The organism is Nocardia sp. NPDC058705 (genome assembly GCF_042749305.1).
GTDB lineage: Bacteria > Actinomycetota > Actinomycetes > Mycobacteriales > Mycobacteriaceae > Nocardia.
On sequence record NZ_JBHYRN010000001.1, the window covers coordinates 195069 to 216442 of the forward strand.

A 21374-nucleotide genomic window follows, 5' to 3' on the forward strand; every position below is an offset into this window, starting at 1 on the left:
GTGACACCGATCCGGTTCACATCACTGCTGGCGGCACTGCACGTTCGCGGTGTTGACCTCCGGGCCGTACTGCATGATCGCTTCGAACGAGGCGGCGACCGGATCGGCGGCCTCCACGGTCACGTCGGGCACCGGGGTGCCGAAACGATCGGCCGCGGAGCAGACATAGGTTTCCTCGGCCCACCAGCTGCTCGGGAACGCCTGCGCGGGCGCGGCGATGACAGCGGCGGCACCGGTGAGCAGCAGCGCGGCGGCGGAGGTGGTGACAATGGAACGGGTCGACATGTGGTTCCTCGGATCTCGCGGGGATAACGAAAGTGCTTGGAGGACACTAGCACCGGGCCTGAGCAGGCCACAAAGCCTCGATGCCCGCGAGAAACCTCAGTCCGCGAGGTAACGCAGCAGCACCACGGTGTCGAAGCGCCTGGTCTCGACCAGTCGGAGCCCGATGCGTTTGTCCAGCGTCGGGAACATCGGGGTGCCGCCGCCGAGCACCACGGGCGAGACGAACAGCTGATATTCGTCGATCAGCCCGTGCGGCATCAACGTGGCGGCCAGGCTCGCGCCACCGACTTCCATGACCCCGTCGCCGTCGGCCTTGAGCCGTCGAACCTCCTCGACCGCGTTCTCCCGGACCAGGGTGCTGTTCCACTGCACTTCGTCGAGGGTCCGCGAGAACACGACCTTGGGTGTGCGCGTCCAGAGCTCGCCGAATTCGCGCTCGATGGGTGGTGCGTCCGCAGGCACGTGCGGCCAGTAGTCGGCCATCAGCTCGTACAGCCGACGCCCGTTCAACACCAGCTCCAGCCCACAGAACCTGTCATTGTGGAACTGGTGCAGCTCGTCGTTCGGATCACCCCAGTCGATGCTGCCTTCGCGGTCGTTGACGTACCCGTCCACCGATACACCGAACCCGTAGATCAGTTTCCTCATGACTGTGTAGACCTCCTTCGCGCGCGAAATTCATCGGACAGCCCTCGACGCATCGACAAACTACGGGAAGGTGTCCGCGACGACGACGATTTCCATGTCCCTGGCGAGTACCTCGGTCGCGGTCAGCCCGAACAGCGTGCGGAAGGTGTCACTGAAATGGCTGGGTGAGGCGAACCCGGCGTCGGCCGCAGCGCGGGTCAGGTCGACGCCTTCGGCGACGGCACCGGCCACCACCAACAGCCGCGCCCACAATCGGAAGCGACGAAAGCTGGTCCCGGCGTCGGCCGAAAACAGGTGCAGGAAGCGGGAAGTGGAGATCCCCAGGCCCGCGGCCAGCTCCACGGCACCGGCGCGCCCGGCGGGGTCGTCGACGATCGCGTCCATCACCGCTCGGATCCGTTCATCGATCGTCGCCGGTGCCTCGCAGCCGACGATGATCCGGCGCAGTACCAGCGGGTCGGGAGGTCCGGACCGATTCAGGTGCGCGATCAGTGCCGCTTCGTCCCGGTGTCGCGCTGCTACCGGCGCGGGCGGCTCGCTCATCCTCGCCCGCACGCGGGCAGCGGCCGACGAGCGGGGATCGAGATAGTAGAACAGGACTCGCCCGTCGGCTTCGAGTTTGTGGGTCGTGCGAGCCGGAATCAGCACGCTGCGGCCCCGCCGGTCACCGTTCGACGTGCGGACGGTGACCGGCTCGTCGACCCCGAGTACGAAGCACTGCACCGGTGTCGAATGGGTATCCAGATCGAACGATGTGCCCAGGTAGGCCGCCTGCCCCTGCCAGAGCCAGAGGATGCGCTCGCCCGGGTGGCGGCGGGCGCCCGCGTCGACGGTCATAGTCGTGATCATCGCAGGAGCGGCGCTACCCCGGACCGCAGTTCGCACAGCGGAACGGTTTCATCGCACTTCCGCAATCGAGCGCGCCCGCAGGACGGCAGGCTCGGTACGCAGCAGCAGGACTCCGGCTCCGAGTGCCGCCAGCCCCGCGACGTCGAAGGCTGCCACGCGCATCAACCCCGTCCCGACCGGTCCCGCGGCGACGGCCAGAACGAGGAAACTGCCGAAGCTGATGGCGTTGGCGCCCACCGCGACGGGCCGCAGCGACGGACGAAAGACCGCCACCAGCAAACCGACACCGACGATCGCGAACAGCACGGCCCGATGCCGCAGCACCACTTCGAGATCGGGCCCTGCCGGAGCTATGCCGTACGCCCCGTACATTCCCTGCGGTGCGACCACACCGACAGCAGGTGCGGTATTGAGCAACCCCGCGACCGTCAACATGGCCAGCCCAGCATGTCGCCGCATAATTCTCCTCGGATCGATGTCTGCCGATCCTCACACTCGGTGCGACCCCTACGCTTCCGAAAACCTGCTACAGCGACCTTTTCAACCGACTCCGGTTATCAGATACACCACGAGATCGCGGGGCAGGCCATGCGTGTCGTGTAGGTAGCGGTAGTCGTCGTCGGTCAACGATCCACTGAACCGCCGGTGGGACAAGACCTTTCGCCCACGCTGGAGCAAGAGATCGAATTTGCGTTGCTCGTCGAGCAGGACGGTGCGCACGTCCTGCGGGTGCGCAGATTGCCGGAAGTGCTCGAGAGTATGTTCCACCAGCTCGATCGGCAGGTCGGAGAGCGTGCGGGTCGGATCGTCGCGCCACAACGTGGTCAGGGTGCGGCGGATCAAACGCCGCAGGATGTGACCGCGGCCGGACGGCGACGGCGTGACCCGGTCCCCGAGGACGACGATGCTCGATCGCAGATGGTCCGACAGCAGTCGCAGTGATCGTTCATCGAGCTGACCCCAGAGGCGGGGCAGGGTGGTCAGCCAGGGTTCGAAGACGTCGATGTCGAAGACGGACGGCGTGTTCTGCAGGATTCGCACCAGCCGTTCCAGGCCCATGCCGGTGTCGACGCAGGGCCGGTGCATCGGTTCCAGGCTGCCGTCGGGATGGCGCACGTAGCGCATCATCACGTGATTCCACACCTCCACCCATCGGTCATCGGATGTCGGTGTGCCCTGCGGTATGTCGTCTCCGGTCCAGACGAAGATCTCGGAGTCGGGTCCGCAGAGGCCGGTCGGGCCGTTGGACCACCAGTTGTCGTCGGTGGTCGGTTCGACCGGCACGCCCAGATCGTTCCAGGTGCGCCACGACTCGTGGTCGGGCTCGACGCGCTCGTCACCGCCGAACACCGTGACGTGCATCCGGTTCGGGTCGATGCCGAAGCCGTCGCGCAGCAGTTCGAATCCCCACCGCAGGCTCTGTGGACCGTGGTAGTCACCGAGTGACCACGATCCGAGCATCTCGAACACGGTGAGGTGGGTGTCGTCGCCGACCTCGTCGAGATCGGTGGTGCGCAGGCAGCGCTGTAAGCCGGTGAGCCGCCGGCCCAGTGGATGCGGCCGACCCCTCAGGTACGGGGTCAACGGATGCATTCCGGAGCTGGTGAACAGCACCGGATCCTCCGGCGACGGAATGAGCGATCCGTCTGGTGTGAGTCGGTGCCCGCGTTCGCGGAAATAGTCGAGGAAGGTCTCAACGGTCTGGTCTGTGGTGATCATGGTGGTTGCTCCATCGATGTGAATCGACCGGAAGCGGCCGACCAGGACTCACGACGACAGGACCGACGCACGTCAGCGGACCGTTTCCGGTCGCCGGCGTGGGGGAAGAAGGTCAGGCGGCAGCGACCGGCGAGCTGAGAGCTCGTGCGGTCGCGGCGGCGATGCGTGAAGTGACCTTCATAGCGGCAACGGTAACAACCGGGCCGGGTGGAGCACGACCGATTTATCGGCCGTCAGAACGCGGGCCAGGGAATCGGGCGCGAGGAGTTGGGGATCGGCATCACGGGGTCGTCGAGGAGGGCCTTCGCGCGTTCGGTGAGCGCGGTGATCTCGGCGTCGGTGATGTGCGGGGCCAGCGAATCGGCTACGGCGCCGGGCAGATTCGCGGCGAAGGTGGTGATGTCGGGGATCAGTGATTCGTGCACCGGGCGGCCTGCCCAGCCCCACAGCACGGTGCGCAGTTTCGGTTCGGTGTGCAGGCAGATGCCGTGGTCGACGCCATAAACCTGGCCGTCGACACCTTCGAGGGCGTGCCCGCCTTTGCGATCGGCGTTGTTGAGCAACAGATCCAGCACCGCCATCCGTTGCAGGCGCGGGTCGTCGGCGTGGATGAGCGAGACCTCGTTGCCCTGTTCGTCGAGGGCGCGCAACACTTCACAGAACCCGTCGGGCACCGTCCCCGGCGTGCACAGGTCGACCAGGTCGAGGCGCTGGCGGGTGTCGGTGCGATTGTCGACCGAGGTCACCCAGCGCTGCACCATGCCGACGCCCAAAGGCCCGTCGCGCAGCACTGTTTCGGGGATGACACCCCAGCCGAGGTGTTCGGAGATCAGATACGACGCCACCTCGCGGCCCGCGAGGGTGCCGTCGGGGAAGTCCCACAGCGGCCGTTCACCGCGTACCGGCTTGTAGACCACCCGCAACGGGGCACCGTCGGGTTCGGGTGCGGCGATCTCACACACCAGCGTGAGATTGCTGGCCACGCCGACCCGTCCGACGATGTCCAGTTCACCTTCGGTGATCACCGGCACGCGATCACTCCTCTTCGAGCTCGGCGGCGCCGAAGATCTCGCCACGCTTGTACCCGTTGGTGCGCACGCACATGTGCCCGCGCGAGGACAGCGGTTCCCCGCACAGTGGGCAGGGAGGCCGACCCGCCGCGATCACCCGCGCCGAGCGCAACGCGAACTCGCGTGCCTGGATCGGCGTCAAGAACACCCGCACCGCGTCGGGGCCTTCCTCGGTGTCGTCGAGCACCACCGATTCGTCGACCTCGGTTTCGGTGATCGCGAGCAACTCGACCACCACGGCGTTGGCGTCGGAGTCCCAGCCCAGACCCATGGTGCCGACCCGGAATTCGGTGTCGATGGGGGTGACCAGCGGCGCGACATCGCGCACGTCCTCCCCTTCCGGCGGCACCTCCGCGCCGAAGCGGCGCGCGACCTCGTCGAGCAGCAGACCCATCCGGTCGGCGAGCACCTTCACCTGCTGCTTCTCCAGCAGCACGCTCACAACCAGTGGATCCTGCACGGCCTGCAGGTAGAACGAACGATCGCCCGGTTCACCGACGGTCCCGGCGACGAAACGATCGGGGGTGCGAAATACATGGATTGCGCGTGACACATGCACCTCCTGATACGTGACCCTGATCGACACTCACGAACACAACTCCGTCAAGGAGAATCGCGGTGCCCCGCATTCCCATTATCCGCGCTTGTGTCCGTCGGCACCTCTCCACCGGGTGTCGGTGTCGGCGGTGCACTGGTCGCCAGCGCGGAAAGGTCTGAGCCGGTGTCGTTGAACTTCCACACAGACGGCCCGTGCGGGCTGTAGCGGACCACGCTGATCGAGGCCGGTTCCACCGCGATCCGCTGAAAACTGTCCAGGTGCAGGCCCAGCGCGTCGGCCAGGATCGACTTGATGACGTCGCCGTGGGCGCACGCCACCCACAACACATCCCGGCCTGCTTTTTCGGCCAGCGTGCGTTCGATATCGCGAATCGCCGCCACCGCACGCTGCTGCACCTGCGCCAGCCCTTCCCCACCGGGGAACACCGCCCCCGACGCGTGCCCCTGCACGACCCGCCACAGCGGTTCGGTCACCAGTTCGGCGATCGGACGCCCGGTCCAGTCGCCGTAATCGACCTCGATCAGCCGTTCGTCGTGGTCGGGTTCGAGACCCAGTTTCTCCGCCAGCGGCGCCACCGTGCGCTGACAGCGCAGCAGCGGTGAGCTGGCGATGTGTACGATCGGCAACATCGCGAGCCGGTCGGCCACCGCGGCGGCCTGTTCGGTGCCGCGCTCGGTGAGTTCGACGCCGGGTGCGCGGCCCGCGAGGGTGCGCGCGGTGTTGGAGGTGGACACTCCGTGCCGGAGCAGGATCACCGTCATGGGACCAGCCTAACTACTGAAGTGCATCATGATCAGGTGGCGGAGACGACGCCGGCGGCCAGCAGGCCCATCACAGCGAGGCCGACGATGATCCGGTAGCCGACGAACCAGTACAGCGAATGGTTGCCGACGAACTTCAACAGCCAGGCCACCGACGCATACCCGACGAAGAACGCCAGAATGGTCGCGACCAGCAACTGCGGCCCACTGGCATTGAGACCCTCACCGGCCGGTTCGAACGCATCGGGCAGGCTGAACAGCCCGGAGGCGGTCACCGCCGGAATGGCCAGCAGGAACGAGAACCGCACCGCCGCCTCACGCTTCAAGCCGAGGAACAGGCCCGCGGTGGAGGTGGCGCCGGAACGCGAGACACCGGGGATCAGCGCCAGGCACTGCGCAAGGCCCATGATGATGCCGTCGCGGGTGGTGAGCTGTTCGATCGAGCGTTCCTTCTTGCCGAAGTACTCACCGGCGGCGATGACCAGCGCGAACGCGATCAGCATGAACGACACCAGCCACAGATTGCGGGCACCGGTGCGGATCTCGTCCTTGAACAGGTACCCCAGCACGCCGATCGGGATGGTGGCGATGATCACGTACCAGCCGATGCGGTAGTCGAGTTCGCGCTGGGTGTCGCGGTCGTGCGCCTCGCGGGCGCTGCGGTCCATCACCGGCAGTTTCGTGGTGACCCGGTCCCCCACCGCGACCTCGCGCTGTGACCGTTCGCGCCAGCGCATTCCGATGGTGGTGAACCAGGCGATGATGATGCGCCAGATGTCCTTGGCGAAATACACCAGGACCGCGAGTTCGGTGCCGAGCTGGGTGACAGCGGTGAACGAGGCACCCGCGTCGTCACCGAAGAACACGCCCGAGACGATTCGGAGGTGTCCAGAGGAGGAGATCGGCAGGAACTCGGTGAGTCCCTGCACCAATCCGAGTACCAATGCCTGGAACCAGGTCATCGACTCGCCCACCACGTCCTCCTGCTGACTCGCGCCCGAAAGACCGCGTCCTCCTGGGCTTTTGCTTCACATCCGGCCATCACGGCCACGATCTCGCAGCGACCCTACCCGTCGACACCGACGGTCGTCGCCCGCCGGTCACCGAGATCGGGTTCTGCCGCGCCCTGGCGCGGGTCGCCGAGCGAGCTTCGACCGATGCGCGCATCAGGCGTAGCTCCGCATTCACTCCGACCGTGCGCGGCCAACGACGCTGGCGCGACTGTGCCTACTAGGCGTACCTCCGCATTCGCTCCGGCCGTGCGCGGCTGACGACGCTGCGCGGGCTGCGCCCATTAGGCTGTCGCCGTGACGAATGCGCGGGCGCGGTGATGGAACAGCGAACGGTGGGACGCAGCGGACTTCGGGTGTCGCGAATCGGGTTGGCGACCCATACCTGGGGTACACATACCGACGCCGACGAGGCATCGGTGCAGTTGGCGGCGTTCACCGAGGCCGGTGGCACGCTCGTCGACATCTCGCCCGTCTACGGCGAGGGGGCGGCGCAGCGGATCCTGGCGGATCTGCTCGGCGACTTGGTGTCGCGTGACGAATTGGTCCTCAGCGGCAGTGCGGGTGTGGTGATGCACGCGCCCGGCGCCGGTGTCGGCGATTCGGTGCCCGCACCGGCGGCGGTGGGCCCGGTGGTCGACTCGTCGCGGCGCACGCTGCTCAAACAGCTCGACCGCACTCTGCTCGAATTGGGCACCGACCATCTCGACATCTGGAACATCGCCGCCTGGGATCCGTACACACCACTCGACGAGGTCGCGGCCACCCTGGAAACCGCGGTGCGCACCGGCCGCACCCGGTACGCGGGTGTGCGCGGCTTCGCGGCGTGGCAGTTGGCCAGCCTGGCCGCTATCGCACCGATCACCGCCGCGCAGACGCCGTACTCGCTGCTCGCGCGCGGCACCGAGAACGATGTGATTCCCGCCGCCCGCCACCACGGGGTCGGCATCATCGCCTCGGCGCCCCTCGCTGGCGGGATCCTGACCGGCAAGTACCGCGACGGTGTCCCCGCGGATTCGCGCGGTGCCGACGAGGCGACGGCGGCCGAGATCCGGCGCAGGCTCGACGACGATCGCGCCACCAGAGTGGTCGATGCGCTGGTCACCGCCGCCGACGGGCTCGGTACCTCACCCCTGGCGGTGGCGCTGGCCTGGATTCGCGACCGGCCCGGCATCGCGAGCATGATCGTGGGTGCCCGCGATATCGGTCAGCTCACCGGAGTGCTGGCCGCCGAGACCCTCGAGTTGCCGCGCGCGATCGCGGCGGCACTGGACGATGTGAGCGCCCGTTCCGAATGATGGCTAGCCTCACCTTCATGAAACTGCGTGGTGTGCTGACGGCGATGCTCGCGGCGACGGTGCTGACCGGCGCCGTCGCTTGCACCTCGAGCAAACCTGCATCGACTGCCAATTCGGGTGGGCCGGTGACGGCTCAGCTCGCCGACCTGGACCCGGTCCCGCTCGTGCCCGCACCGACACCGCAATTGCCGGTGACGGTGAAGTCCTATGACGGCACCGACGTGACGATCGCCGACACCTCGCGGATCATCGCCGTGGACCGGTACGGCACGCTCGCCCAAACCGTGTGGGCGCTGGGTCTCGGCGCGAACCTCGTCGGCCGCAGCACCTCCGCCTCTTTCCCCGCTGTCGCAGGCGTGCCCAATGTGGCGGGCGGCAACGGGAGCCTGAGCGTCGAAGCTGTCCTGAATCTGCGCCCGTCGGTGTTCCTCACCGATACCACCAGCGCGGCGCTCGCCGTCCGTGAGCAGTTGCGGGCGGCCGGAGTGACGGTCGTCTATTTCGACCCCGATCGCAGCATGGACGGTGTCGTCCCACAGATCGAGGCCGTGGCCACTGCGCTGGGCGTTCCCGAGGCGGGCAAGCAGCTCGGTGCCCGCACCCGCGACGAGATCGCCACCGCGACAGCCCGCGTGCCGAAGCTGGATCCGCAGCCCAAGATCGCGTTCCTTTACCTGCGCAGTGCGGCGATCACCATGATCGCGGGCCGGGGCTCGGGCGCCGATTCGCTGATCACCGCGGTCGGCGGCGTCGACGCGGGGACCGCCGCGGGCGTGAACGAGCCGTTCGTCACCATCACGAGCGAGGCGATGATCGCGGCTTCCCCGGATGTGCTGCTGGTGATGTCGGACGGCCTGAAATCGGTCGGTGGCGTCGACGGCCTGGAGAAGGTGCCCGGCATCGCCCAGACCCCGGCGGGCCGCAACCGGCGGGTGGTCGACATGTCCGACGCGGTGGTCCTGAGCTTCGGCCCCAACACCGGCCGCGTCGTCTCGGCGCTGTCCGACGCCATCTACGGTAAAGCGGCATGAGCGATCAGTCGTCGCCGACGTCGGTTCGGGCGTCGTCGCCATCGCGTGCTCGTCTCGCAGTGGGCCGAACGGACATCGCATGAGTGATGCACCCGACCTGATGAAATCCACTGTCACCGCGCGGATCACCGATGCCACCCCCGACCCACTACCGCCGTCGACGCACCGGGGCGCGCGCGTGACCGTGGTATTCGCCGTCGCGCTGCTGGCCCTGGTGGTACTGGCCATCGTGTCGTCGGTGCTCGGGCAGGTACCGACGACCGCCGCCGAGGTGCTGGGCAGTGTGGCGCACCGGATCGGCCTCGACATCGGGCCCATGCCCGCGCATCCGGCCGGTGAGGTGACGCTCTGGGAGGTGCGTTTTCCTCGCGTTGCCCTGGCGATACTGGTCGGCGCGGCGCTCGCGACAGCGGGTGCGCTATTGCAGGGTGTGTTCGCCAATCCGCTCGCCGAACCCGGCGTGATCGGGGTATCGGCGGGTGCCGCGGTGGGGGCGGGCACCGTCATCGTGGTCGGTGGCGCGTTCGTGGCCGCCTGGTCGGTCGCGGCCGCCGCGTTCGTCGCGGGCCTGATCACCACCGCACTGGTCTATGTGTTGTCGAGATCGAACGGGCGCACCGAAGTGGTGACCCTGATCCTCACCGGTGTCGCGATCAACGCCTTCGCCGGTGGTTTGATCGCGCTGCTGCTGTTCGTCGCCACGCCCGCCGCCCGCGATCAGATCGTGTTCTGGCAGCTCGGCAGCCTCAACGGCGCCACCTGGCCGTCGGTGGCAGTCGTGGCGGCGCTGGCCTCGGTCGGCATCCTGGCCGCGATCCTCATCGCACCGCGCCTGGATCTGCTCGCCCTCGGCGATTCGGCGGCCCGCCACCTCGGTGTCGACGTGGAGCGGCTGCGCAGGCAGGTGATCGTGGTTGTCGCGGTGCTCACCGCCGCCGGTGTGGCGTTCAGCGGCATCATCTTGTTCGTCGGCCTGATCGTGCCGCACCTGGTGCGCATGATGGTCGGCCCCGGCCACCGGGTCCTGGTCCCGCTCAGTGCGATCGTGGGCGCGGTGGTGCTACTCGGCGCCGACGTCCTCGCCCGCACCCTGGTCCACAACGCGGACCTACCGCTCGGCATGCTCACCTCCCTGATCGGCGGCCCGTTCTTCTTCTGGCTGCTGCGCCGCACCCGGGCCAGAGCCGGAGGTTGGGGATGACCGCCACCCCTGCTACCGAGTCCACCCTCCGGCGCCGGCCGTCCTTGCGGTCCCTGTTCGCACGAACCCCCGACGTGCCCGCACAGCCCGAACCCGGCACCGTCACCCTGCGCACCACCGGGCTCACGCTCCAGCGCGGTACTCGCACGGTCCTAGAAAACGTCGACTTCCAGGTCGCCGCCGGTGAGATCGTCGCGCTCGTCGGACCGAACGGTGCGGGCAAGTCCAGCCTGCTCGCCGCCCTCGCCGGTGAACTGGAACCCAGCACCGGCTCGGTGAAACTCGAAGGCCATGCGCTGTCGCACTGGACTCCCGCCGACATGGCCCGCCGCCGAGCCGTCCTCCCCCAATCCCACACCGTCGGCTTCCCTTTCACCGCCCGTGAAGTCGTCGCGATGGGCCGCGCCCCCTGGCTCCACACCCCAGCCGCCGACAACGACGACACCCTCATCACCGCCGCGCTCGCCGCCACCGACGTCACCCACCTCGCCACCCGCGCCTTCCCGTCGCTGTCCGGCGGCGAACGCGCCCGCGTTGCCCTGGCCCGCGTCCTCGCCCAGGACACCGCCACCCTCCTACTCGACGAACCGACCGCCGCCCTCGACCTCGGCCACCAGGAAGCCGTCCTCCGCCTGGCCGCCACCCGCGCCGCCGAAGGAACCGCCGTGGTCGTCGTCGTCCACGACCTCGGCGTAGCCGCCGCCTACGCCGACCGCGTCACGGTCCTCGACGCAGGCCGCGTCGCCGCCGACGGCCCCCCACGCGAAATTCTCACCAGCGAACTCCTCACCACCGTCTACCGCCACCCCGTCGACGTCTTCGATCACCCCCACACCGGTGCCCAACTCGTCCTCCCCGAACGCGGCCACCGCTGACGAACCCGCCCGCTTGGCAAGTAGCCCTCTGACTTGCCCTTCTGATGCCACAGCGGTATTCGAACCGTCCCATTACGCGGCCGGAGGCGTGCGGCCGTACGGACGAGATCACCGACAGCTACGCGGCTAGAGGCGTGTAGCCGTACGAACGAGGTCGGCGACCGCTCTGGATCTGCAGTGTGGTGGCCAGGCGATAACAGTCGTGACGACCGGAGCGTCCGACACCGGCACGACAGCGTGATCGTCGCGTAGCTGAGCTCGCAGCGACTCGGGCACCACCGCGCAGGCCCGTCCGAGCGTGATCAACTGCGTCAACTGGGTATGGTCGCGAACCCGCGGCCCTGGACCGTCCGGATAGCTTCCATCCTGTCGAGGCCACCTCGGCAACGGCAGGTCGGTCAGGGCCATGACCTCGGCCATCGACACATGGGGCCGGTTGGCGAGGGCGTGCCCCGCGGGCAGGACCACGACCTGCGTTTCGCTGTGCAGGTCCTCGGTGTCGAATCCGGTCATCGCATCGTAGGGCCGGTGCAGCAGAGCAACATCGGCACGCCCGTCGCGAAGCAGACCCTCCGATTCGCCCGGCCCACACAGCACCACTTCGACAGCGACAGCGCCGGGCTCAGCGGCGTAGGCGTCCAACAGCTTCGACAACAGTTCGCTCGACGCTCCCGCCTTGGTCGCCAGCACCACACCCGACCGCTCGGCACCGGCGCGACGGGTGCGACGCTCAGCGGCCTCGACCGCTTCGAGCGCGACCCGAGCCTCCCGCAGCAGCACCGCCCCAGTCTCGGTCAACGTGATCGCACGCGAATTGCGGTGCAGCAGAACGACTCCGAGCCGCCGTTCCAGCTGCTGGATCGCCCGCGACAGTGGTGGTTGCGCCATCGACAGCCGTTGCGCCGCCCGCCCGAAGTGCAACTCCTCGGCGACGGCGACGAAGTACCGCAACTCCCGAGTCTCCACCGACTCATCGTATCCGCCGCTCACCACGACCGATACCCGTGCGGTATCGCCGCCCACCGGATCGGTCTTGGACGCCTCACCCGGGTTCGCAACATGATCAACGGCATGAGTGAACAGACGATCGCATTGGTGACCGGCGCGAACAAAGGCATCGGCTACGAGATCGCGGCGGGGCTCGGCACCCTCGGCTGGCGAATCGGGGTGGGCGCGAGGGATCGACAACGCCGCGAGACCGCGGTCGAGAAGCTGCGCGCGGCCGGGGTCGATGCGTTCGGCGTGCCGCTCGACGTGAACGACGACGCGAGTGTCGCCGCCGCGGCCGAGCTGATCGCCGACGAGGAAGGCGGGCTCGACGTCCTGGTCAACAACGCCGCGATCACCGGCGGCATGCCACAGACACCCACCACAATCGATCTCGCGACCATACGAACTGTCGTGGAAACCAACGTGATCGGCGTCATCCGGGTCACCAACGCGATGCTGCCCATGCTGCGCCGCTCGCCGTCACCGCGAATCGTCAACATGTCCAGCAGCGTCGGCTCGCTCGCCCTCCAGACCACCCCCGACATCGACCTGGGCCCGATTCTCACCGCGTACTCGGCATCGAAGACCTTCCTCAACGCCGTCACCGCCCAGTACGTCAAGGAACTGCGCGAGACCGACATCCTGATCAACGCCGCCTGCCCCGGCTACACCGCCACCGACCTCAACGCCTTCCAAGGCCACCGCACACCACAGCAGGGAGCCGCGATCGCGATCCACCTCGCAACCCTGCCCGACAACGGCCCGACCGGCGGCTTCTTCAACGACGCCGGAACAGTGCCGTGGTGACGAGCCACGGTAACGGTGACCCAACCGACTGCCAGCGACCCCGGGTTCCGAAGGCCCAACCCTAAACGCCTTCCGAACAGCAACACACCGGTGACGATCAAGGCGCGCGGTCGATCCCGCCATCATCGGTTGCAGGGTTCGCGATCTGATAGTCGGCACAATGGCCGCAGGGGCAGCCATCTGGTTTCGAATCTGCCCGGCGGCGGTCACAGGAGTACCGGCTACACCGATGACAGGACAGGATGTGAGGACGATGACCAATGAACCCGAACCCGTCGACGACAACGAGGACGACTACGACGTCAATCTCGAGGATCCGGTGATCGAGTCGGGCAAACCCACCACCTGGGAAGTGTTCGCCCGAGACTCCCAAGAGGGCGTCTCGGGCGAACACATCGAGGACGGCCCACAAGCAGTTGAAGGCCTACACGGGACTGAGGGCCTGATCCTGCGGTCACAGTCCAACCCCGAACCGTGAACATCGGGTGTTCGGATCCGATCTGAGCGCTACTTCCAGATGATCTTCAGCAGGGCCGGGGTGAGGACCATGCGGATGATCGTGGCGTCGATGATCAGCGCCACGATCATTCCGTAGGCGATGTATTTCATCAGCACCAGATCCGAGAACCCGAATGCCCCGGTCACTACGATCAGGATCGCGGCGGCCGAGGTGATGACGCCGCCGGTGTGGGCTACTCCGTAGCGGATGGATTCTTCGGCGTCGGCTCCGGCGGCGCGTTTCTCGGCGATTCGTGACAGCAGAAACACTTCGTAGTCGGTGGACAGGCCGAAGATCACCGTCACGATGAGCGCCACCACCGCGAACATCAATGGGCCCGGCGTGAATTGGAAGGTCTCGGACCCGTGCCCTTCCACGAAGATCCACGTCAACACACCCAGAGTCGAGAACAAACTGAGTGCGCTCATCGCGACGGCTTTCACCGCCAGGATCACCGACCGGAATGCCGCGATCATCAACGCCAACGCCGCCGCGACCAGGATCGCCAACAGCAGCGGCAGTCCGTCGATCAACCCGTTGATACTGTCGCGTTCGAGCGCGGGGATTCCAGCCACCATCACCTCCACGCCCGGTGGCGCGGGCAGCGCACGCAATGTGTCGATCACCCGGTCCGCGTCGCGTTTGTCACCGAGCCCGGCGGAGAGCACGTTGAGGTTGTCCGTGGTCGCCGCCGCCGGTTCGAACCGCCCGGTCAGTCCGGGAACCTGATTGGCCTCGAACCGGATATCGCTCAATTGCTGGGGCGAGGCACCGACCACGATCAGTTTCAACGGTTCGGTGCGGAAGCCGGGAAACAGGTGATCGAAGTCTTCCTGGGCGACCCGCGCGGGGTTGTCGGCGGCCAGGTATTTCTCGCTGATCCCACCGAACTCGATGTTGCGCAACGGAATACTCAAAGCCAGCAGACCGAGCACGATCGGGATGACCACCGCCCACGGCCGTCGCATCGCCCACTGGGCCAGCCGGGAGAAGAACCCGGCGTCGATCTCTGCTTCGGTCTTGCTGCGCGAGAACCGTTTCCAGCCCAACCAGTCGATCCGATGCCCGGCGATACCCAACGCGGCGGGCAGCGCGGTCACCGAGAGCAGCGCCGCCAACATCACCGCGGAGATGCCACCGTAAGGCACCGACCGCAGCACACCGTTGGGGAAGATGAAAAGCGCCCCGAGACTCACCGCGATGATCGCCGCGGAGAACAGCACGGTGCGCCCCGCCGTGGCGACGGTCCGTGCGGTCGCGTCCTCGACGGAGCGGCCCGCGGCCAGTTCCTCCCGGAACCGGGTCACGGTGAACAGTCCGTAGTCGATCGCCAACCCGAGCGCCACCAAGGTCATCACCGCACTGGCGAACACATTGACCTCGATGTGGGCGGTGAGTACCCGCAGGATCCCGGAGGTGCCGAGGATGGTGAGTGCGCCGATCAGGACCGGCAGCAGCGCGCCGATCACCCCGCCGAACACGAAGTACAGCAGGATCGCCACGATCGGCAACGCGATGATCTCGGCGCGCTTGATGTCGTGCTGCATCCCGATATTGATGCCCTCGACCACCGGCTGCAGCCCGGCCAGCTGCACCGTCGTCCCGCCGGGCCCGCCACCGGGCACACCGGCGTCCAGGTGTGGTTTCAGCGCGAGATAGTTGTTGACCGTCTCGGTCCCGCCGCCACCGGCGAGCCCGACACTGGCGAACGCGTGCTGCTTGGTCGGATCGGAGGCATTGGCCGAGAACGGGCTGTCCCAGTAGCTGTCGATCTTGTGGATCCGGTCGCCGTGCTCTTTGCGCAGATCGGCCAGTGCTTTCGTCACCGGCCCGCGCACGGCGGAATCGTCGACGGTGGTGCCCGCCGGGGCGGTGTAGATGACGATCAGGTCGCCGTCGGTGTCGCGGCCGAAGGTGTCGTCGGCAAGTTTCGACGCCGCCACCGACTGGCTGGACTCGTCGAACCAGCCCTCCTGGGTGTAGCGGTCGGACAGATCGCGACCGAACCACCCCGAGAACAGCACAACCAGGACGAAGAAGCCGAGCACGAGGAACCGGTGCCGGTAGACGAACCTGCCCCACCGCGTGGATCGAGATTCGCTCATCTCAACCGCAGGCGGCGGTGCGGTAGTCGGCCGAGCGCAGGATGCCGCAGAGGTCGGTGCGCGAGATCTTCCACTTACCGTCGAGCAGCACGAAATGCACGATGGTGGTGCGCACGTTGGTGCCCGAACCGTCCTTGTCCAGGCGCATGGTGGCGGTGAGGGTGCCGTCGCGGTTGTCGAACACCGGGTCGACGACGCCGTACACGGCGTGCGGGTTGTCGCGCAGCGCCTTGTACATGTCGGGGATGGCGTCGGAGAACGCGGCGCCGTCCTCGATCAGTTCGGTGCGTTCGACGTCGGGCAGAGCGGGGTCGAGCGCGCGTTTGATCTGCGCGTCGAGAACTTGGGCGGTCGGCAGCGGCACGTTGGCCTTGCTGGCCGACACCGCGACGGAGGAGGACAGGGAGGCGTTGGCCGAAGACCGTGCGGCGTCGACCGAGGCCTCGTCGGAGCTTCCCGCACACGCGGTAAGACAGACGAGGGCCGTGAGGCAGGCGGTGGCCGCAGCGGCCCTGGCGGAAAGTGTGGAAGACATCACCATCTACATACCATCAATGACGGCACTGATCCGCCCCAGGATGGCGCGAACTGTGGAGATGTCACCGGAAGCGGGCACCCCGACAGGGGTCGCGTCGGGGATCAGATCGCGCACGAAGGCACTGACACTGCGTGCGTCACCGAGGTCGATATCGGTCACCGGTGCCTGCGCCTGGGCCACCACGTCATCGGAGTCGGGGACCGCCTCGCCCAGGTCGGCGCGGTAGATCTGCACGGTCAGGGTGGCGTGGTTGGTGCGGAAGGCGAACGGGTGGCCGTCGTCGGTGGTGCCGAAGCCATGGGCGAACGGACCGACGGATATGTCATCGATGCCGAAACCCGCCGGCGTCCGGTCGGTCATCGTGGGCTTCTCCTGCCGCTGAGTGGCAAACAATTGTCGACGTGTCAACAGTAACGTGCGTCACTGACACCTCCGACGCGCGCTACCCGGTCGAAGCTACTGGTGAGTCATCATGGTCAGATGGTGATCCAGGGAGTCACTCGTGCGGATTGAAGGAGTTCGGTGCATGCGCCCTCGTGGCTCGGTCGCCTCTGCGTTGGTCGGCGCGGTGGTTTTGGTAGTACTGACCGGCTGCAGCGGTGACGACGGCGGTCCCGACGTTCCGACCAGGGCACCCGCGACCGCGGCGGTCTCCCCTGCCGCGGCGAATCCGGCCGGGCAGGTCTTCCCGGCACCCGCGACCAAGGCCCTGCTCGCCGAACGCTCGACCGGTCGCCTCGCCGCCCTCGACACCGCGGGCACCACACTGACCCTGATCGACCCCGCCGCACCGACCACCGCGCGCACGATCACCCTCCCCGCTCCCGGCGTGTCACTGGCCCAGGGCAAGCAGGGAGAAGTCCTCGTCGCCGCCCCCAACCGGGTTTTGCGGGTGGACGCCGCCACGGGATCGCTCACCGAGACCGCTGTCGACGGTGACGTGCACAGCGTGCAAACTCGCACCGACGGCAGTCTTGTCGTCGGTACCGCCGACGGCACGGTTCGTGAACTCACCACCGACGGCACCGCCACCCGCACCATCACGGGCCTCGTCTCGGCCGACGTCCTCGCGCTGACCGGCGACAACATCACCGTCGTCGACCGCAAGCAAACCGCCGTCGTCGCCGTGGGCGAACAGGCACTCGGCCTGATGCTGCGCGCGGGCGACGGCGCGACCAACGCCGTCACCGACCCGCACGGCCGCATCATCGTGGCCGACACCGCGGGCGACGAACTGCTCGTCTATACGGCCGGTCCGCTCGTGCTGCGGCAGCGTTTCCCGGTATCATCGTCGCCTTACGCGCTCGCTTACGACCCGCGCTCGGACACGGTGTGGGTGAGCACCACGCAGACCAACGAGGTCGTCGGCTACGACCTGTCGACCGGCATCGGTGTCGAGGTGGCCAGGCTCGCGACGCTGCGCCAACCCGACGCGATCACCGTCGACGAACGCACCGGCGACCTGTACGTGGCCTCGGCCACGGGCGAGGGTGTGCAGCGGATCGGCGCGGACGAGCGGAAGAGAGGGCAGTGATGGCCAAACCTCGAAATTCGCGTTCAGCGATACCGCCGGGCTGGGAAACCAGCAACGACGACTACGAATACGTGCCCCTGCGGCTGCCACCCGAGGTCAACCGGGTCACCGCCTCGATGCGACTGGCCATCCAGGCCGAATTCGGTGGCTGGGAGTTGTCGCGGGTCCGCGCCTACACCGACGGCAGTCGCCGGGTGCTGTTGCGCCGCCGCAAGAACGCCGTCCTGCCTGTGCCCGAACCCGGATTGTGAGCCGACCATGTACGCCCTGTTGTTACGCCTGATGTTCCTGATCCCGCCGGAGCGGGTGCATCACCTGGTGTTCGCCGCCCTGCGTTTCGCCACCTGGTTCCCGCCGACGCGTTGGCTGGCCCGCAAGCTCACCGTGGTGCAAGACCCGATCCTGGCCACCACCGCGTTCGGTATCGATTTCCCCGCACCGCTGGGTCTGGCCGCCGGTTTCGACAAGAACGCCGACGGCGCGAATGCCTGGGGCACACTGGGTTTCGGCTTCGCCGAGATCGGCACCGTCACCGCGCACGCCCAGCCGGGTAACCCCGCACCGCGCCTGTTCCGGCTGCCCGCCGACCACGCCCTGATCAACCGGATGGGTTTCAACAACCACGGTGCCGCCGCCGCGGCCGCCCGCCTGCACGGCGCCCACCCCACCGTCCCGATCGGCGCCAACATCGGCAAGACCAAGGTCACCGAACCCGAAGCCGCGGCAGACGATTACGCGACCAGCGCCCGATTACTCGGCCCGCTCGCGGACTTCGTCGTGGTCAACGTGTCCTCCCCCAACACCCCCGGCCTGCGTGACCTGCAAGCCGTCGAATCGCTGCGCCCGATCCTGCAGGCCGTGCTCGACAGTGTCTCGGTGCCGGTGCTGGTGAAGATCGCCCCCGACCTGTCCGACGACGACATCGACGCCGTCGCCGACCTCGCCGTCGAACTGGGCCTGGCAGGCATCGTCGCCACCAACACCACCATCCGCCGCGACGGCCTGAACACCCCCACCGCCGAAGTCGAGGCCATGGGCGCAGGCGGCCTGTCCGGCGCCCCGGTTGCCGACCGTTCCTTGGAAGTCCTGCGCCGCCTCTACACCCGCGTCGGCGACCAGGTCGTCCTGATCTCCGTCGGCGGCATCGAAACCCCCGAGCAGGCCTGGGCCCGCATCCTCGCCGGCGCCACCCTGCTGCAGGGCTACACCGGCTTCATCTACGGTGGCCCCTTCTGGACCACCCGCATCCACCGCGGCATCGCCGCGAAGCTGCGTGCCGGTGGCTACGCGTCACTGTCGGACGCGGTCGGCGCCGAACACGGTGTGCATCACCCGAAGTAGACGCGCCGCTTCGCGTTACCGTGGCCGAACAGCTGCGGCGCGGTACGCGGGCCACCCGACGGCGCCGCTCGATAAGCCGCCTCCTCGGGGTCACCGTTGTCCAGTCGTTCGATCATTCGCTTGAACAGCCGGATGATGGCCTGTTCCCAGACGATCCCGAGCTCGTCGGCGTAGGCACTGATCTGCGCGTGCACCAGCCGGTCGTGCGCGGCGGCCAGATCGCTGATCAACTCGTCGAGTTTCATTCCCGCGTAGGCCTGCTCGCGGGTGAGCTTGCGTTCGGGCAGCCAGCTCAGCTGCCACACGTCGTGGTCGGTGACCACCCGCACCGCGTATTCGGGGCTCCGGGTGCTGCGCATGTCGTCCGGGGTCAGGTGAATGGTCATCGGATTCTCCGATTCCACGAAGGGGAGCTCGCGCTCCCAGTTCCTTCAGATGCCAACGCGCCCCTCACTTCGCGTTCGGCACGTGCATCGACGGTGGCGCCGACTGCACCTCGAGCTCGCCGTGTCCTGCGTGAACTCGCTGTATCGCCAACTGCAGTGTGGCATTTGCCCTTCACTGGGGTCAATTGCCGTTGTACGTTGGTAATTGCCGGATTTCGGGCGTGGCAAACTCCGAATTCCGGCGATCGCAGTCCGGCGTCCGCCCCTGATCGGTCACCCGGTAGGTCGAGAAGCTCTGGGAGGAAACATGGCGACGGTTCCCCAGGACGCTCGCGTCGCCGCGATCCGCTCCATCCTGGCGAGGTTGGGAAAGTACGCGGGCCTGAGCGCAGAACGCTTGCGCCACACCGAGATCGACGCTGCGCCGCTGCTAGAGCTGCTGTCGGTGCGTCGATACGCCCGTCGCACGGGGGTCACCGTCGAGGAATCGATCCTGCCGGTCGTGTGCGAGGTAGCGCAGTGGCTGCCGCCGACGGACCGCCTGATCGTGGACGCGGTGCTGTCTCTGGGATTGTTCCGGGACCGGTCTGGCGTCGGTGTCGATATCGAACGCCTTTATGCAGATAACCTCGGGGAACGTCGAGAGGCGTTGACAGAACAGTGGGTTGGCTTGCACACCCTGCTCGATGTCGACCCGGTTCCCGAGGTGCCCACCGTCAAACGGTTGCGCACGGTCTCCGAGCACAACGCGTTCACCGCGCTCGCCGGTCTACTCGCCACCGATTCGGGCTATCCCATGGCCGGTGCGCCCGCAGTACCGGCCACGGCGGTGTCGGCGAGGCGCGGTGTCGTCACTGTGTTCGGCGACGCGGTCATCGATCACCTCTACCGGGTGGACACGTTCCCCTCCGCCGAGAACGCCGCCAGCGGCTCGTTCGCCGGACATCCCGGCGGCAAAGGGCTCAACCGAGCCGTTGCGGCCGCCCGCCTCGACATCGGCGTGCACCTGGCCTGCGCGGTCGGCGGTGACGAATACGGCCGCCGCATCCTCGAATACATCGATGGCGAAGGTGTGAACCTCGAACTGGTGAAGGTCGTTCCCTTCGCGCCGTCGCTGGTGACCGCTGTAGTCATAACGCCCAACGGAGAAACGCGCATCATCGGCTGCCGCGACACCCGCGTCCAACTCCAGGACGAAGACCTGCACCGTCCCGAAATGCGCGCTGCGTTGGAGGCCTCCGACGTGGTGATCCTCAGCTTCGAGCAACCCCCCGCTGTGATCGAGCAGGTCCTGTCGACGGTGTCGCAGATGCGCCCCAAACCACCCGTCATCGTGTGTCCGACGCCGCCCATGGCCGTTCCGCAAACCCTCTACCAGTTTCTGGGCGCGGTTGACTATCTGGTCGGTGCGGCCGAGGACTTGGCAGCCCTACTGCCGAACGCACCTGTCGAATCCAATGACGACATCGCCCGCATGCTGCGTGGCCTGGGCGTGGGCACCATCTGCACCGTCGAGAACTTCCAGTGCGTCGTCGCCTCCGACACGGTCCAGGAAGTCATCGATCACTTTCCACAGGTACTCAAAGCCTCCGTCGGTGCCGCCGCCGCCTTCACCGGCGCCCTCGCCTACCGGCTCGTGAACTGCGAAACACCGCTGATCGCAGACGATTACGTGTGGGCCACCGCAGCGATGACTCCGACCCAGAATCTTGGTGCGGTAGCGGTGTCGATGCCGAGCGTCGCCGAGATCGACCGGATCGTGCGGCTGTATGCGCGCGCCGACAACGACACGCTTAACGCTGACGTGACACCCAAGTGACCTGCCTCACCAACGATGCCGAGTAGAGTCGCGCCGTTGCCAAGATCAT

24 protein-coding genes are annotated in these 21374 nt (G+C 67.3%); 10 read left to right on the forward strand and 14 right to left on the reverse strand.

Going from position 1 to position 21374, the window contains the following annotated elements:
• Positions 1-21 precede the first annotated feature (21 nt).
• From ACFW6D_RS00905 to ACFW6D_RS00945, 9 genes are all read right to left on the reverse strand, one after another.
• Positions 22-285, reverse strand: coding sequence for a hypothetical protein (locus ACFW6D_RS00905; RefSeq protein ID WP_379323418.1), 264 nt, complete (start codon positions 283-285; stop codon positions 22-24).
• 96 nt (positions 286-381) lie between these two features.
• The gene (locus tag ACFW6D_RS00910; protein ID WP_379323420.1) at positions 382-933 is read right to left on the reverse strand and encodes a dihydrofolate reductase family protein; all 552 of its coding nucleotides are present in this window, start codon (positions 931-933) and stop codon (positions 382-384) included.
• 60 nt (positions 934-993) lie between these two features.
• Positions 994-1770, reverse strand: a complete 777-nt coding sequence (locus ACFW6D_RS00915; RefSeq protein WP_379323422.1) for a helix-turn-helix domain-containing protein — start codon at positions 1768-1770, stop codon at positions 994-996.
• 60 nt (positions 1771-1830) lie between these two features.
• Positions 1831-2241 carry a hypothetical protein gene (locus ACFW6D_RS00920; protein ID WP_379323424.1) on the reverse strand — a complete coding sequence of 137 codons (411 nt, stop codon included), beginning with the start codon at positions 2239-2241 and terminating at the stop codon, positions 1831-1833.
• An 81-nt stretch (positions 2242-2322) separates the two neighbouring features.
• Complete coding sequence (locus tag ACFW6D_RS00925) at positions 2323-3501, reverse strand: alanine--tRNA ligase-related protein (protein WP_379323426.1); 1179 nt, start codon at positions 3499-3501, stop codon at positions 2323-2325.
• A 233-nt stretch (positions 3502-3734) separates the two neighbouring features.
• Complete coding sequence (locus ACFW6D_RS00930; protein WP_379323428.1) at positions 3735-4532, reverse strand: SCO1664 family protein; 798 nt, start codon at positions 4530-4532, stop codon at positions 3735-3737.
• 4 nt (positions 4533-4536) lie between these two features.
• Positions 4537-5124, reverse strand: coding sequence for a DUF3090 domain-containing protein (locus ACFW6D_RS00935; protein ID WP_379234295.1), 588 nt, complete (start codon positions 5122-5124; stop codon positions 4537-4539).
• Positions 5125-5174: 50 nt separating this feature from the next.
• Positions 5175-5891 carry a histidine phosphatase family protein gene (locus ACFW6D_RS00940; protein WP_379323430.1) on the reverse strand — a complete coding sequence of 239 codons (717 nt, stop codon included), beginning with the start codon at positions 5889-5891 and terminating at the stop codon, positions 5175-5177.
• 32 nt (positions 5892-5923) lie between these two features.
• The gene (locus ACFW6D_RS00945; protein WP_379324207.1) at positions 5924-6853 is read right to left on the reverse strand and encodes an undecaprenyl-diphosphate phosphatase; all 930 of its coding nucleotides are present in this window, start codon (positions 6851-6853) and stop codon (positions 5924-5926) included.
• A gap of 368 nt (positions 6854-7221) precedes the next feature.
• On the opposite strand from ACFW6D_RS00945, the gene ACFW6D_RS00950 reads away from it, so the two are divergent.
• From ACFW6D_RS00950 to ACFW6D_RS00965, 4 genes are all read left to right on the forward strand, one after another.
• Entirely contained in the window at positions 7222-8199 is a 978-nt protein-coding gene (locus ACFW6D_RS00950; RefSeq protein ID WP_379234299.1) for an aldo/keto reductase, read from the forward strand.
• 17 nt (positions 8200-8216) lie between these two features.
• Positions 8217-9230, forward strand: a complete 1014-nt coding sequence (locus ACFW6D_RS00955) for a hemin ABC transporter substrate-binding protein (RefSeq protein WP_379323432.1) — start codon at positions 8217-8219, stop codon at positions 9228-9230.
• Positions 9231-9309: 79 nt separating this feature from the next.
• The gene (locus ACFW6D_RS00960; RefSeq protein WP_379323434.1) at positions 9310-10431 is read left to right on the forward strand and encodes a FecCD family ABC transporter permease; all 1122 of its coding nucleotides are present in this window, start codon (positions 9310-9312) and stop codon (positions 10429-10431) included.
• Positions 10428-11306, forward strand: a complete 879-nt coding sequence (locus tag ACFW6D_RS00965; RefSeq protein ID WP_379323436.1) for a heme ABC transporter ATP-binding protein — start codon at positions 10428-10430, stop codon at positions 11304-11306. The genes ACFW6D_RS00960 and ACFW6D_RS00965 overlap by 4 nt, the downstream gene beginning before the upstream one ends.
• 126 nt (positions 11307-11432) lie before the next feature.
• Here the strand turns inward: ACFW6D_RS00965 and ACFW6D_RS00970 are convergent, their stop codons facing one another.
• The gene (locus ACFW6D_RS00970; RefSeq protein WP_379323438.1) at positions 11433-12272 is read right to left on the reverse strand and encodes a LysR family transcriptional regulator; all 840 of its coding nucleotides are present in this window, start codon (positions 12270-12272) and stop codon (positions 11433-11435) included.
• A gap of 105 nt (positions 12273-12377) precedes the next feature.
• Between ACFW6D_RS00970 and ACFW6D_RS00975 the strand changes: the two genes are divergently transcribed.
• Together ACFW6D_RS00975 and ACFW6D_RS00980 are read left to right on the forward strand one after the other, a co-directional pair.
• On the forward strand, positions 12378-13103 hold the full coding sequence (locus ACFW6D_RS00975) for an SDR family oxidoreductase (RefSeq protein ID WP_379323440.1): 726 nt from the start codon (positions 12378-12380) through the stop codon (positions 13101-13103).
• Between the two features lie 253 nt (positions 13104-13356).
• On the forward strand, positions 13357-13581 hold the full coding sequence (locus ACFW6D_RS00980) for a hypothetical protein (protein ID WP_379323442.1): 225 nt from the start codon (positions 13357-13359) through the stop codon (positions 13579-13581).
• 29 nt (positions 13582-13610) lie between these two features.
• Here the strand turns inward: ACFW6D_RS00980 and ACFW6D_RS00985 are convergent, their stop codons facing one another.
• The 3 genes from ACFW6D_RS00985 to ACFW6D_RS00995 are packed head-to-tail and all read right to left on the reverse strand — an operon-like array spanning position 13611 to position 16605.
• The gene (locus tag ACFW6D_RS00985; protein ID WP_379323444.1) at positions 13611-15707 is read right to left on the reverse strand and encodes an MMPL family transporter; all 2097 of its coding nucleotides are present in this window, start codon (positions 15705-15707) and stop codon (positions 13611-13613) included.
• Between the two features lies 1 nt (position 15708).
• Positions 15709-16242 (reverse strand): hypothetical protein, encoded by a 534-nt coding sequence (locus tag ACFW6D_RS00990; protein WP_379323446.1) that lies wholly within the window; start codon positions 16240-16242, stop codon positions 15709-15711.
• 6 nt (positions 16243-16248) lie between these two features.
• Positions 16249-16605 (reverse strand): hypothetical protein, encoded by a 357-nt coding sequence (locus tag ACFW6D_RS00995; RefSeq protein WP_379323448.1) that lies wholly within the window; start codon positions 16603-16605, stop codon positions 16249-16251.
• A 166-nt stretch (positions 16606-16771) separates the two neighbouring features.
• Between ACFW6D_RS00995 and ACFW6D_RS01000 the strand changes: the two genes are divergently transcribed.
• The 3 genes from ACFW6D_RS01000 to ACFW6D_RS01010 are packed head-to-tail and all read left to right on the forward strand — an operon-like array spanning position 16772 to position 19120.
• Positions 16772-17779 (forward strand): hypothetical protein, encoded by a 1008-nt coding sequence (locus ACFW6D_RS01000; protein ID WP_379323450.1) that lies wholly within the window; start codon positions 16772-16774, stop codon positions 17777-17779.
• On the forward strand, positions 17779-18030 hold the full coding sequence (locus ACFW6D_RS01005; RefSeq protein ID WP_379234321.1) for a DUF5703 family protein: 252 nt from the start codon (positions 17779-17781) through the stop codon (positions 18028-18030). Before ACFW6D_RS01000 ends, ACFW6D_RS01005 begins: the two co-directional genes overlap by 1 nt.
• 7 nt (positions 18031-18037) lie before the next feature.
• A complete protein-coding gene (locus ACFW6D_RS01010; protein ID WP_379323452.1) occupies positions 18038-19120 on the forward strand; it encodes a quinone-dependent dihydroorotate dehydrogenase in 1083 nt (360 codons plus the stop codon).
• Here the strand turns inward: ACFW6D_RS01010 and ACFW6D_RS01015 are convergent.
• Positions 19108-19506 (reverse strand): hypothetical protein, encoded by a 399-nt coding sequence (locus ACFW6D_RS01015; protein ID WP_379323454.1) that lies wholly within the window; start codon positions 19504-19506, stop codon positions 19108-19110. The genes ACFW6D_RS01010 and ACFW6D_RS01015 overlap by 13 nt on opposite strands.
• 307 nt (positions 19507-19813) lie before the next feature.
• On the opposite strand from ACFW6D_RS01015, the gene ACFW6D_RS01020 reads away from it, so the two are divergent.
• A complete protein-coding gene (locus ACFW6D_RS01020; RefSeq protein WP_379323456.1) occupies positions 19814-21325 on the forward strand; it encodes a PfkB family carbohydrate kinase in 1512 nt (503 codons plus the stop codon).
• Positions 21326-21374: the final 49 nt, after the last annotated feature.